Here is a 12,625-nt window from a genome sequence, read left to right on the forward strand (position 1 = left end):
ATACCGACTGGTTAGTATGCTGCGGTCGCGACCGGGTACGGGCCCGGTGGCAGAGGCCGACGGCGCAGGAATCGGGGAGAGCGATGAGCGCGGTAGCGGGAGCGGGCACAGTGGTCACCGGAGCGGGCGGCGGCATCGGCGCCGCACTCGCCCGCCGGTTCGCGGCCGAGGGGGCCAGGGTCGTCGTCAACGACATCGACGCCGACAAGGCGCGGGCCGTCGCCGCGGAGATCGGCGCCGTCGCCGTCCCCGGCGACGCCTCCGCCGTCGTCGAGCAGGCCCGGGAGGCACTCGGCGGCACCGTCGACATCTACTGCGCCAACGCCGGACTGCCGTCCCCGGGCGACGCCTTCGCCCCGGAGGAGATCTGGGCCTCCGCCTGGGACGTCAATGTCATGGCCCATGTCCGCGCGGTGCGCGCCCTGCTGCCCGACTGGCTGGAGCGCGGCAGCGGCCGGTTCGTCTCCACCGTCTCCGCCGCCGGACTCCTCACCATGATCGGCGCCGCCCCCTACAGCGTCTCCAAGCACGGCGCCTACGCGTTCGCCGAATGGCTCTCCCTCACCTACCGCCACCGCGGTCTCTCGGTGCACGCCATCTGCCCGCAGGGTGTCCGCACCGACATGCTCGCCACCACCGGGTCGGCGGGCGATCTCGTGCTCGTCCCGACCGCCATCGCCCCCGAGGCCGTCGCCGACGCCCTCTTCGAGGGCATCGGCGCCGACCGCTTCCTGATCCTGCCCCACCCCGAGGTGGCCGGTTTCTATCGGAATCGCGCCACCGACCCCGAGCACTGGCTCACCGGGATGAACGGCATCCAGCGGACCTGGGAGGCCGGTCCCGCCGGGTCTGCGGCACACGGCTGATGGGAAGATCTACCCAGCGGGGACACCTCCCCGCCCCGGGCCGGCCCAGCGGGGCCGCACCCGCCGCGTCCGTGCCCCGCGCACCGGTACGGCCGGCGCCGAGCGCACGGCACAGGAACGAGAGGACGGTGGCGGCCATGGCCAGAACGACGGGCGGGGACGGCACCCCCGTACCGAGGCGGCTGCTCGCCGCCGCCACCCGCCTCTTCGCCGAACGCGGGTACGACCGCACCTCCGTCCAGGAGATCGTCGAGGCCGCCGGGGTCACCAAGGGGGCGCTTTACCACTACTTCGGCTCCAAGGAAGACCTGCTGCACGAGGTCTACGCCCGGCTGCTGAGGGTCCAGCAGGAGCGTTTGGACGCCTACGCCGACGCGGACGACCCCGTCGAGGTCCGGCTGCGGGCCGCCGCCGCCGATGTCGTCGTCACCACCATCGACAACCTCGACGACGCCCTGATCTTCTTCCGCTCCATGCACCATCTGAGCCCGGAGAAGCACAAGCAGGTACGCGCCGAGCGGCGCCGCTACCACGAGCGCTTCCGGGCCCTGGTGGAGGAGGGGCAGCGGGCGGGCGTCTTCTCCACGGCCACCCCGGCGGATCTCGTGGTCGACTACCACTTCGGCTCGGTCCACCACCTCTCCACCTGGTACCGGCCCGACGGGGCGCTCACCAAGCGCCAGATCGCCGACCACCTCGCCGATCTGCTGATGCGCGCCCTGCGGCCCTGAGCCGCCCGTCCCGTACCCGCCCCCGGCCGGACTCCTCCGGCCGGGGGCGGGCCGGCTCAGCGGTGGCGGCTCAGCTCGCGCCGGGCCAGGGACCGCTGATGGACCTCGTCCGGACCGTCCGCCAGCCGCAGCGTCCGCGCACCGGCCCACAGCTCCGCCAGCGGGAAGTCCTGGCTCACCCCGCCCGCGCCGTGCACCTGCACCGCCCGGTCCAGGATCTCCAGCACCGCCCTCGGCGTCGCGATCTTGATGGCCTGGATCTCGGTGTGCGCCCCCTTGTTCCCCACGGTGTCCATCAGCCACGCCGTCTTCAGCACCAGCAGCCGCAACTGCTCCACCGTCACCCGCGCGTCCGCGATCCACCCCTGCACCACGCCCTGGTCGGCGATCGGCCCGCCGAAGGCGGTCCGCGCCAGCGACCTGCGGCACATCAGCTCGATCGCCCGCTCCGCCATCCCGATCAGCCGCATGCAGTGGTGGATACGGCCCGGACCCAGCCGCGCCTGGGCGATCGCGAAGCCCCCGCCCTCCTCGCCGATCAGATACGAGCGAGGCACCCGGACATCCTCGAAGACGATCTCCGCGTGCCCGCCGTGGGCATGGTCCTCGTACCCGTAGACCTGCATCGCCCGGCGCACCGTCACCCCCGGGGTGTCCCTCGGCACCAGCACCATCGACTGCTGACGGCGGAGGTCGGTGTTCCCGGGGTCCGTCTTGCCCATGACGATGAAGATTTGGCACTCCGGGTTCATCGCCCCGGAGATGTACCACTTGCGGCCGTTGACGACGTACTCGTCGCCCACCCGCTCGATCCGGGTCCGGATGTTCGTCGCGTCCGACGAGGCCACCTCCGGCTCCGTCATCGCGAACGCCGAACGGATCTCCCCCGCGAGCAGCGGCTCCAGCCACCGCTCGCGCTGGAACCCGTCCCCGAACTGCGCCAGCACCTCCATGTTCCCGGTGTCCGGCGCGGCGCAGTTCAGCGCGGTGGGGGCGAGCTGCGGACTGCGGCCGGTGATCTCCGCGAGCGGCGCGTACTGGAGATTGGTCAGCCCCGCCCCGTACTCCGCGTCCGGGAGGAACAGGTTCCACAGCCCCCGCCTGCGCGCCTCCGTCTTCAGCTCCTCCACCACGGCCGGGGTGTCCCACGGCGAGGCCAGCCGGGCCCGCTGCTCCTGGGCCCTCTCCTCGGCCGGGTGGACGCACTCGTCCATGAAGGAGAGCAGGGCGGCCCGCAGTTCCTCGGTACGCGCGTCGAATGCGAAGTCCATGGGTGGGATTCAGCCTTCCTGGAGTGTGGTGAGGCCGTGCTCGATGAAGACGGGGACGATGGAGCCGATCCGGTCGAAGCCGTCGCCGACGGTCTGTCCGAGGGTGTAGCGGTAGTGGATGCCCTCCAGGATCACCGCGAGCTTGAACCAGGCGAACGCCGTGTACCAGGAGATCGCGGAGGTGTCCCGGCCGGAGCGGGCGGCATACCGTTCGATCAGCTCCTCCGTGCCGGGGTGGCCCGGCGCGTTCGCCGTGCTGGTGACCGGGGAGTCGGGCAGGTCGACCACCGTGCTGTACATCGTCAGCAGCCCGAGGTCGGTCAGCGGGTCGCCGAGCGTGGACATCTCCCAGTCCAGCACCGCCGTGATCCGGTCGTCCACGCCGACGAGGACGTTGTCGAGCCGGTAGTCGCCGTGGACGACGGTGGGCGCGGCGGAACGGGGCAGCGCCCGGCCCAGCGCCCCGTGCAGCTCCTCGATGCCCGTCAGTTCCCGGCTGCGGGAGGCGGCGAGCTGCTTGCCCCAGCGCCGCAGTTGACGGTCGAGGAAGCCCTCGGGGCGGCCGAAGTCGCCGAGACCCACCGCGCCGGGGTCCACGGAGTGCAGCTCGACCAGGGTGTCGAGCAGTCCGAGCACCACCTGCCGGGTGCGCTCGGGGCCGAGCCGGGTCAGCTCGTCCGCGGACCGGTAGGGCGTGCCGGGGACGAACTCCATGACATAGAACGGCGCTCCGGCGACCGACTCGTCCTCGCACAGCAGCACCGGCTCGGGCACCGGGACGGCGGTGGGGGCCAGGGCGCTGATCACCCGGTGCTCGCGCCTCATGTCATGGGCGGTCGCGAGCACATGGCCGAGCGGCGGGCGGCGGACGACCCAGCGCCGGACCCCGTCCGTGACACGGTAGGTGAGGTTGGAGCGGCCCCCCTGGATCAGCCGGGCGCTGAGCGGTCCGCTCACCAGGCCGGGGCGTTCCCGGTGGAGATGGTCGCGCAGCCGCTCGGGGTCGAGTCCTGGCGTGGAGACGGGGCTCATCGGGGCACCTCCGGGGGAACGGGTGGGCCCGCATATGATGACCGACCAGTCGGTATGTCGTCCAGTGCAGGAAGAGCTCCCAGGTCAGGGGGGTTTGGCCGGACAAGTCGGGCCCATCGGGCCGGGTGGGTGACGCGGCAGGCCGGGCGGGTGGGGCCCCGGCCCGGGCCCGGCGGCTCAGAGGATCATCAGCGGTGCGAGGGCCGCGAGGAGCACGACGGCCGCCGCCGCGCCCAGCGCGTTCCGCGCCGACAGCGCCACCGGTACGGGACCGCCGCCCAGCAGCCGCAGCCGCCGCTGGGCCAGCACCAGGAAGGCCGCCCACACCAGGACCACCGCCGCCAGGGCGAGCGCCGCCCGGCCACCCCTGTCGCCGGTCAGGACCTGACGGACGGCGAGCACCCCGGCCACCGTGAAGGCCAGCGTCGTCCTGCGCCAGGCCAGCCGGGTCCGCTCCGGCTGGAGCCCCGGGTCCCGGACCCCGGGCCCGGCGCGCCCCGGACCCGTCACCGCCCGCCCTCCCGGCCGAGCAGGACGACGGCCACCATCGCCAGCGCGACCGCCGCGACGACGAGCCCCAGCAGCGCGGGGAAGCGGGACACCGGCAGATCCTCGCCCCGGCGCATCGCGCGTTCGCACCGCACCCAGTGGTTCACCGCCCGCAGCGCGCACAGCACCCCCGCGCCCAGCAGCGCGAGCGCCAGGCCCGCCCGTACCCCGAACCGCAGATCGGGCAGGAACTGGTCGACGGCGAAACCGCCGCCGATGAGCGCCAGCGCGGTGCGCAGCCAGGCGAGAAAGGTGCGCTCGTTGGCGAGCGAGAACCGGTAGTCCGGGGTCTCGCCCTCCGCGCGCACCCGCTGCGGCGAGAACCACAGCCGCAGGCTCCGTACGAGGTCGCTCACGCTTCGATCGTACGGTCGGATGATCGGTCGCGGTATTCCGCCCGCCGGCCCGCCCACCCCGCTGGCCCCGTCGGGCCCGTCAGCCTCCGTCCCCGTCCCCGGCGCCGGTCCTGTCGGCCCCGTCCCCGCCCGTACCGCAGGCCCCGTCCGTGGTGGGGGTCCCGTCCGTGGTGCGGGCCCCGTCGGCTCCGTCGGCTCCGTTCTCGCCCCGGGCCGTGAGGAGCCTTTGGTACGCCGCCAGCCCGTCCGGCACCCACTCCCACTCCGTCAGCCGCCGCCGGAGTTCGTCCCGCGACAGGAAGGTGTGCCAGGCGACCTCCTCCCGCTGCGGCCGGACCGGCAGCGCGCAGCGCACCTCATAGACCGCCGCCCACCAGGACAGCCCCCGGGCCCCGTCCTCGTACAGAAAGCGGAACAGCGGGGTGGGCGGGGGCAGCTCCGCCACCCCCAGCTCCTCGCGGGCCTCCCGCAGCGCCGCGTCGTCGTAGCTCTCGCCCGCCCCGACGACCCCGCCCGTGAACATGTCGTACAACGAGGGGAACACCAGCTTGGACGCCGTTCTGCGGTGGACGAAGACCTTGCCGTCGGCATCGGTGACCAGGACGAAGACACAGCGGTGCCGCAGCCCCCGGGCGTAGACCTCGCCCCGGCGGGCCTGCCCGGTCACCCGGTCGTCGGCGTCGACGAGGTCGAGCAGCTCCTCGGCCGGGTCGGCGGGACCCATGGCCTCCGTGGCGCCTGTGCTGTTGCCTGTGCTGTTGGAGGGACCGTCAGGATCAGAGGGGCCGGCGGGTCCGGCGGGGCCGTTCGGGCCGGTGGCGTCAGCGGTGTTCATGGCCGTCATCCTGATTCTGTCGGTGGGTCCCCGGTGACCGCGCCGAAACCGTTGACGGGTTACCGAGCCGTACGGAGGATCGGACCGATCATCGCACCGGGCGGTCCGCCGACCCGCCGACACCCGCCGGACAAGGATGGATGCCATGGCGTACGACGCTGATGTGATCGTGATCGGGGCCGGTCTGGCCGGGCTGGTGGCCACGGCGGAGCTGGCCGGTGCCGGACGGAAGGTCATCCTGCTCGACCAGGAGCCGGAGGGTTCGCTCGGCGGCCAGGCGCACTGGTCCTTCGGCGGGCTCTTCCTCGTCGACTCGCCCGAACAGCGGCGGCTGCGGATTCGGGACAGCCGGGAACTCGCGCTCCAGGACTGGCTGGGCACCGCGGGCTTCGACCGCCCGGAGGACCGCTGGCCCCGGCGCTGGGCCGAGGCGTACGTCGACTTCGCGGCCGGGGAGAAGAGAGCCTGGCTGCGCCGGCGGGGAGTGCGGTTCTTCCCGGTCGTGGGCTGGGCCGAGCGCGGCGGCTACGACGCCCGGGGGCACGGGAACTCCGTCCCCCGCTTCCACATCACCTGGGGCACGGGGCCCGGTCTGGTCGCCCCCTTCGCCCACCGGGTCCGTGAGGCCGCCGCCCGGGGACGGGTGGATCTGCGCTTCCGGCACCGTGTCACCGGCCTCGGGACCGCGGCGGGCGCCGTCGACACCGTGAGCGGCGAGATCCTGGAGACCTCCGCCGCCGAGCGCGGCGCACCCAGCAGCCGGGAGGTCGTCGGCGCCTTCGAACTCCGGGCGCAGGCCGTGGTCATCGCCTCCGGCGGCATCGGCGGCAACCAGGAACTGGTCCGCGCCCACTGGCCCGAGCGGCTGGGCACCCCGCCCCGGCGGCTGCTGCACGGGGTCCCCGCCCATGTGGACGGGCTCATGCTGGGGGTCGCCGAGCGGGTGGGGGCGAGCCGTGTCAACAGCGACCGGATGTGGCACTACACCGAGGGCATCGAGAACTGGAACCCGGTCTGGGAACGGCACGGCATCCGCATCCTGCCCGGCCCGTCCTCCCTCTGGCTGGACGCGCTCGGGCGGCGGCTGCCCGTCCCCCTCTTCCCCGGCTTCGACACCCTCGGCACGCTGGAGCACATCATGCGCTCCGGCCACGACCACACCTGGTTCGTCCTCAACCAGCGGATCATCGGGAAGGAGTTCGCGCTGTCGGGCTCCGAGCAGAACCCCGATCTGACGGGGAAGTCGGTCCGCGGTGTGCTGGGACGGGCCCGTACGGCGGTGCCGGACCCGGTACGGGCGTTCATGGAGCGGGGCGCGGACTTCGTCGTCGAACGCGATCTGGGCGCGCTGGTCCGGGGGATGAACGAGCGCACCGGCGAGGCTCTGATCGACGAGGCCGATCTGCGGCGGGAGATCGTCGCGCGGGACCGGGAGATCCGCCACCCCTTCACCAAGGACCTCCAGGTCATGGCCGTCCGGGGGGCCCGCGCCTATCTCGGCGACCGGCTGGTGCGCACGGCCGCCCCGCACCGGATTCTGGACCCGGCGGCCGGGCCGCTGATCGCCGTACGGCTCGGCATCCTCACCCGCAAGACGCTCGGCGGGCTGGAGACCGACCTGTCCGCGCGGGTGCTGGCGGACGACGGCCGCCCGCTGGAGGGGCTGTACGCGGCGGGGGAGGCGGCCGGGTTCGGCGGCGGGGGCATGCACGGCTACCGCTCCCTGGAGGGCACCTTCCTCGGCGGCTGCCTCTTCTCCGGGCGGGCGGCGGGCCGGTCCGCGGCGAAGGCCGTCGGCTGACACCCGGAGGTCTCCGGCGGCGGCGACGGCGGGACCGCCGCCCGCCCGGAGCACGAAGGGGCGGGACGGAAGCGTTCCGTCCCGCCCCTTCGCGGAGGGTCTGTCACCCGCCGGCTACAGCACCAGCGACAGCAGCAGCACCAGGACGATGCCGACCACCGAGATGATGGTCTCCATCACCGACCAGGTCTTGATCGTCTGGCCGACGTCCATCCCGAAGTACTCCTTGACCAGCCAGAACCCGGCGTCGTTGACATGGCTGAAGAAGAGCGAACCGGCACCGATGGCCAGCACCAGCAGCGCGGACTCGGTCGAGGACATGCCCACTGCCAGCGGGGCGACCAGACCGGCGGCGGAGATCGTCGCCACGGTCGCCGAGCCGGTCGCCAGCCGGATCGCCACCGCGATCAGCCAGGCGAGCAGCAGGGTCGGGATCGACCAGTTCTCGGAGAAGTCCAGGATCATCTGGCCCACGCCGACATCGATCAGCGTCTGCTTGAAACCGCCGCCCGCGCCGACGATCATCAGCACGCCCGCGATCGGGGCGAGCGACTTCTCGACGGTGGAGGAGAGCCGTTCCTTGGTGAAACCGGCCGCGCGGCCCAGCGTGAACAGACCCACGAGCACGGCCGCGAGCAGCGCGATCATCGGGGACCCGATGACGTCCGTGACCTTCTGCACCGGGTTCTCGGGGTTGTCGACAACGATCTCGACCAGCGCGTTGGCCAGCATCAGGACCACCGGCAGCAGCACCGTGAAGACGGTGACGCCGAAGCCGGGGCGGCGCTCCAGGTCCTCCGAGGGGCGCGCCGGGATCATCTTCTCCGGGGCGGGGATGTCCACCCAGCGGGCCGCGTACTTGGCGAAGAGCGGACCGGCGATGATCACGGTCGGTATGGAGACGAGCACACCGAGGCCGAGCGTGATGCCCAGGTTGGCGTCGAGGGCGTCGATCGCGACCAGCGGGCCGGGGTGCGGGGGCACCAGGCCGTGCATCACGGACAGACCCGCGAGGGCCGGAATGCCGATCCGCATCAGCGAGTAGTTGCCGCGCTTGGCGACCATGAGCACCACGGGGATCAGCAGCACGATGCCGACCTCGAAGAAGAGCGGCAGACCGATCACCGAGGCGATCAGCACCATCGCCCAGGGCATGGTGCGGCCGTTCGCCTTCGCCAGGATCGTGTCGACGATCTGGTCACCGCCACCGGAGTCGGCGAGCAGCTTGCCCAGGATCGCGCCCAGCGCGATCAGCACACCGACACCGGCGACCGTCGAGCCGAGGCCCTTGGAGAACGACTCGATGGCCTTGCCGAGCGGGGCGCCCGCGAAGGCGCCCAGCGCCAGCGAGCCGATGGTCAGCGCCAGGAAGGCGTGCAGTTTGAACTTGGTGATGAGCAGGACGATGACGGCGATGCCCGCGAGGACGGCGATGCCCAGCTGGGCGTTGCCCGCCGAGGTGATCGGCGCCGTCGCGTCCGCTGCCAGCATCTCGACGCTGAGACTGGTCACGGTGGTTCCTTGGTGAGGTGGTGCGAAGGGGGAGGTGGTACGGGAAATACAGGGGATTGCCGGGGGTACGGCGGGGGTGCGGGGTCCGGGGCCGTCCGGCGCGGTCCGCGCCGTGCTGCCGGTCCCGGTGGCTCCCGGTCCGGGCTAGCGCCCGGTGACCGGCTCCGGGCGCAGGGCGGCGACGGCCCGTGCGGCGATCTCCTCGGGGGTGCCGGAGACATCGACCGCGTGGCCCGCCTCGTCCTCCTCCAGCGGCTGGAGGGTCGCGAACTGCGAGTCGAGCAGTGCCGTGGGCATGAAGTGGCCCGTCCGCTCGGACATCCGCCGCTCGATCAGCTCACGTCCGCCGGTGAGATGGAGGAAGACGGCGCCCGGGGCGGCGGCCCGCAGCCGGTCCCGGTAGGCGCGCTTGAGGGCGGAGCTGGAGACCACACCGCCGAGACCCGCCCGGCTGTGCGCCCAGTGGCCGATCGCGTCCAGCCAGGGCCAGCGGTCGTCGTCGTCCAGCGGGGTGCCGGAGGACATCTTGGCGATGTTCGCCGGGGGGTGGAAGTCGTCGCCCTCGGCGTAGGGAACGCCCAGGGACTCGGCGAGCAGGGGACCGATCGTGGTCTTGCCGGTCCCCGCCACGCCCATCACCACGACGACCTGAGGGGTGCTCATGAGATGCCTCGCTGTTTCCGTCACACCGGTGCCGACCACGGCGTCGACATCGGTTGTCGCGCTACTGAAACCCATTAGGTATGACTTATTCAAGAGGATGAGATCTAAACGTCATACTTTTTCTTCCCGGAGGCCGCCCCGTACCCTTGATCCATGACGACAGCGGGCCAGGGTCAGGGCCTCCATGAGCAGGTGCTCGACACACTCGGCCTCGCGATCACCGCGGGCGAGTATCCACAGGGCAGCGTGGTGCGCACGGAGGAGATCGCCCAGCGCTTCGACGTCTCCCGCACGGTGGTCCGCGAGGTGGTGCGGGTCCTGGAGTCGATGCGACTCGTCGAGTCCCGCCGCCGGGTCGGGGTCACCGTCCGCGCCATCGAGGAGTGGAACGTCTACGACCCCCGGGTCATCCGCTGGCGGCTCGCGGGGAGCGACCGGCCCCGGCAACTGCGTTCACTGACCGTGCTCCGGTCGGCGATCGAGCCGGTCGCCGCCGGGCTCGCCGCCCGCCGTGCCACCTCCCGGCAGTGCCGTGAGCTGACCGACTGCGCGCTCGGGATGGTCGAGACCTCCCGGGGGCAGCGGCTGGAGGAGTATCTGGCGCACGACATCGCCTTCCACCGGGTGATCCTCACGGCCTCGGGCAATGAGATGTTCGCCCGGCTCGGCGACGTGGTCGCCGCGATCCTCACCGGGCGCACCCACCACCAGGTGATGTTCGACGACCCGGACCCGGCCGCGGTGACCCTCCATGTCGAGGTGGCGCAGGCGGTGCGGGAGGGGGACGCGGAGCGGGCCGAGCGGATCACCCGGGAGATCGCCGTGGGCGCCCTCGCCGAGCTGGACGTCCTCGCCCCCGACCCGGGCGCCCGCTGAGCCGCCGGTCCTGCGGGCCGCCGCCCCGCTCACGCCCGCGCTGAGCCGTCACCCCGCCGAACCCCTGGTTCCGGCGCCCGCTGAGCCCTCGGTCCCGCCCTGCGGTCCCGCGGTCCCGCCGCCCGGCCCATCGATGGGTGAATTCTCAACATCGGCCCAGGTATGCCCTGAAAGGCCGTTGCACCCCGTACAACGGGCCGCCGACCGCATCGCGAATGTCACATCCCGTCACCCCGGCCCCTTGCGCCCCAAGGGGCCCGGCCCCTCGGGGCCCCCGCAGTGATCGGGAACGTCCTTGAGCCGTGATTTACTGCCACGGTTTACATTCCCTGAATCCTTGATTTACCAGTCCGCAACCTCAGAAATACCTCAGATCTGTGTCTGTGTGACCTGGAGCACTGCCAGAATCGCAGGGCTGCTGATGACCCTTGCACCACACACGAAGGCGAATCTCCCCCCATGAGCGAACGCACCAGCGCGGCCGAAGCGCCGGCGACCGGGTCTCCCGCGACCAGCTCTCCGCATGTCGATGCCGGTGACGCCGGTTATCGCAAGGACCTCAAGTCCCGCCATATCAATATGATCGCGATCGGCGGAGCGATCGGCACCGGACTCTTCCTCGGCGCGGGCGGGCGGCTGGCGGACGCGGGGCCCTCGCTGGCCATCGCCTACGCCGTCTGCGGTGTCTTCGCCTTCTTCGTCGTACGGGCCCTCGGTGAGCTGGTGCTCTACCGCCCCTCCTCCGGCGCCTTCGTCTCCTACGCCCGTGAATTCATGGGTGAGAAGGGCGCCTACACGGCGGGCTGGCTCTACTTCCTCAACTGGTCCACGACCTGTATCGCCGACATCACCGCCGCGGCGACCTACGCCCATTTCTGGGCGATGTTCAGCGACATTCCGCAGTGGATTCTGGCGCTCATAGCGCTGGCCGTCGTCCTCGCGGCCAACCTGATCTCGGTGAAGTACTTCGGCGAGATGGAGTTCTGGTTCGCGATCATCAAGGTCGCCGCGCTGGTCAGCTTTATGCTCGTCGGTATCTTCCTGCTGGTCACCCAGCAGGACGTGGGTGGCCACACCCCCGGCTTCTCCACCGTCGCCGACGCCGGAGGCATCTTCCCCGCGGGCGCCCTGCCGATGCTGCTGGTGATCCAGGGTGTCGTCTTCGCCTACGCCTCCGTCGAGCTGTGCGGTGTCGCCGCGGGCGAGACCGAGAACCCCGAGAAGGTCATGCCCCGCGCCATCAACTCGATCATGTGGCGGGTCGGTGTCTTCTACGTCGGCTCGGTGGTGCTGCTCGCCCTGCTGCTGCCGTACACCGCGTACTCCGGCGACGAGAGCCCCTTCGTCACCGTCATGGACAAGCTGGGCGTCCCCGGCGCCGCGGGCGTGATGAACCTCGTGGTCCTGACCGCGGCCCTGTCCAGCCTGAACGCCGGGCTCTACTCCACCGCCCGCATCCTGCGCTCGATGGCGATGGCGGGCTCCGCGCCCAAGTTCACCGGCCGGATGAACAAGGGGCAGGTGCCCTACGGCGGTGTGCTGCTCACGGCGGCCTTCGGTGTCGCGGGCGTCGGGCTGAACTATGTGATGCCCGGCGAGGCGTTCGAGATCGTGCTCAACCTCGCCTCCATCGGCATCCTGGGCACCTGGGGCATGATCATGCTCTGCTCGCTGATCTTCTGGCGCCGCTCGCAGGACGGCCGGGTCACCCGGCCCTCGTACCACCTCCCCTGGGCCCCCTACACCCAGATCGTCACCCTGGTCTTCCTGGCCTCCGTGGTGGTCCTGATGTGGGCCGGCGGCGGTGTGGGCCGGACGACCGTGATGTTCCTGCCGCTGATCGCCGCGGCGCTCGTCGGCGGCTGGTTCATGGTGCGGAACCGGGTGACCGAGATCGCGGAGGCCCGCAAGGTCGGCTGACCCGCGGCTCACGGCCCGCCCCGGCGGAGCCGCCCGCGCCTCGAAGCCCTCCGCGACGCACACCGTCGCGGGGGGCTTCTCCACGCCCGGCCCCGTACGCCCGGGCCTCCGGGCACCCGACCCCGTGCGCTGGGACCCGTGCGCTCGGCCTCGTGCGCTGGGACCCGGGCGCCCGGCCGCGGGGCGCCACGTCCGGGGGAGCGGACCGTGGCG

General features: G+C 72.0%; 11 protein-coding genes and 1 pseudogene. 5 read left to right on the plus strand and 7 right to left on the minus strand.

The window, feature by feature from the left end; translation table 11 throughout:
• The first annotated feature begins 83 nt into the window (after window positions 1-83).
• On the plus strand, window positions 84-866 hold the full coding sequence (locus CRV15_RS23640) for an SDR family oxidoreductase (protein WP_003959895.1): 783 nt from the start codon (window positions 84-86) through the stop codon (window positions 864-866).
• 137 nt (window positions 867-1,003) lie between these two features.
• A complete protein-coding gene (locus CRV15_RS23645) occupies window positions 1,004-1,597 on the plus strand; it encodes a TetR/AcrR family transcriptional regulator (protein WP_009995632.1) in 594 nt (197 codons plus the stop codon).
• A gap of 56 nt (window positions 1,598-1,653) precedes the next feature.
• Here CRV15_RS23645 and CRV15_RS23650 read toward each other — a convergent pair whose 3' ends face one another.
• The 5 genes and pseudogenes from CRV15_RS23650 to CRV15_RS23670 all read right to left on the minus strand — a co-directional run.
• Window positions 1,654-2,868: an acyl-CoA dehydrogenase family protein gene (locus CRV15_RS23650; RefSeq protein ID WP_003957527.1), complete on the minus strand. Its 1,215-nt coding sequence runs from the start codon at window positions 2,866-2,868 to the stop codon at window positions 1,654-1,656.
• 9 nt (window positions 2,869-2,877) lie between these two features.
• Window positions 2,878-3,900 (minus strand): phosphotransferase family protein, encoded by a 1,023-nt coding sequence (locus CRV15_RS23655; RefSeq protein WP_003957528.1) that lies wholly within the window; start codon window positions 3,898-3,900, stop codon window positions 2,878-2,880.
• 177 nt (window positions 3,901-4,077) lie between these two features.
• Window positions 4,078-4,410 carry a DUF202 domain-containing protein gene (locus CRV15_RS23660; RefSeq protein WP_003959893.1) on the minus strand — a complete coding sequence of 111 codons (333 nt, stop codon included), beginning with the start codon at window positions 4,408-4,410 and terminating at the stop codon, window positions 4,078-4,080.
• Window positions 4,407-4,805 carry a YidH family protein gene (locus CRV15_RS23665; protein ID WP_003957530.1) on the minus strand — a complete coding sequence of 133 codons (399 nt, stop codon included), beginning with the start codon at window positions 4,803-4,805 and terminating at the stop codon, window positions 4,407-4,409. The genes CRV15_RS23660 and CRV15_RS23665 overlap by 4 nt, the downstream gene beginning before the upstream one ends.
• Window positions 4,806-5,013: 208 nt before the next feature.
• A pseudogene (locus CRV15_RS23670) lies at window positions 5,014-5,529 on the minus strand (NUDIX hydrolase); the annotation flags it as partial.
• Between the two features lie 256 nt (window positions 5,530-5,785).
• Between CRV15_RS23670 and CRV15_RS23675 the strand changes: the two are divergent.
• On the plus strand, window positions 5,786-7,441 hold the full coding sequence (locus tag CRV15_RS23675) for an FAD-binding dehydrogenase (RefSeq protein ID WP_003957532.1): 1,656 nt from the start codon (window positions 5,786-5,788) through the stop codon (window positions 7,439-7,441).
• Between the two features lie 114 nt (window positions 7,442-7,555).
• Here the strand turns inward: CRV15_RS23675 and CRV15_RS23680 are convergent, their stop codons facing one another.
• On the minus strand, window positions 7,556-8,953 hold the full coding sequence (locus CRV15_RS23680; RefSeq protein WP_003957533.1) for a GntT/GntP/DsdX family permease: 1,398 nt from the start codon (window positions 8,951-8,953) through the stop codon (window positions 7,556-7,558).
• A gap of 144 nt (window positions 8,954-9,097) precedes the next feature.
• On the minus strand, window positions 9,098-9,616 hold the full coding sequence (locus CRV15_RS23685; RefSeq protein WP_003957534.1) for a gluconokinase: 519 nt from the start codon (window positions 9,614-9,616) through the stop codon (window positions 9,098-9,100).
• Window positions 9,617-9,769: 153 nt separating this feature from the next.
• On the opposite strand from CRV15_RS23685, the gene CRV15_RS23690 reads away from it, so the two are divergent.
• Both CRV15_RS23690 and CRV15_RS23695 read left to right on the plus strand, forming a co-directional pair.
• The gene (locus tag CRV15_RS23690; protein WP_003957536.1) at window positions 9,770-10,492 is read left to right on the plus strand and encodes a FadR/GntR family transcriptional regulator; all 723 of its coding nucleotides are present in this window, start codon (window positions 9,770-9,772) and stop codon (window positions 10,490-10,492) included.
• A 459-nt stretch (window positions 10,493-10,951) separates the two neighbouring features.
• A complete protein-coding gene (locus CRV15_RS23695) occupies window positions 10,952-12,412 on the plus strand; it encodes an amino acid permease (protein ID WP_003957538.1) in 1,461 nt (486 codons plus the stop codon).
• Window positions 12,413-12,625 lie beyond the last annotated feature (213 nt).

The organism is Streptomyces clavuligerus, assembly GCF_005519465.1.
Lineage (GTDB): Bacteria > Actinomycetota > Actinomycetes > Streptomycetales > Streptomycetaceae > Streptomyces > Streptomyces clavuligerus.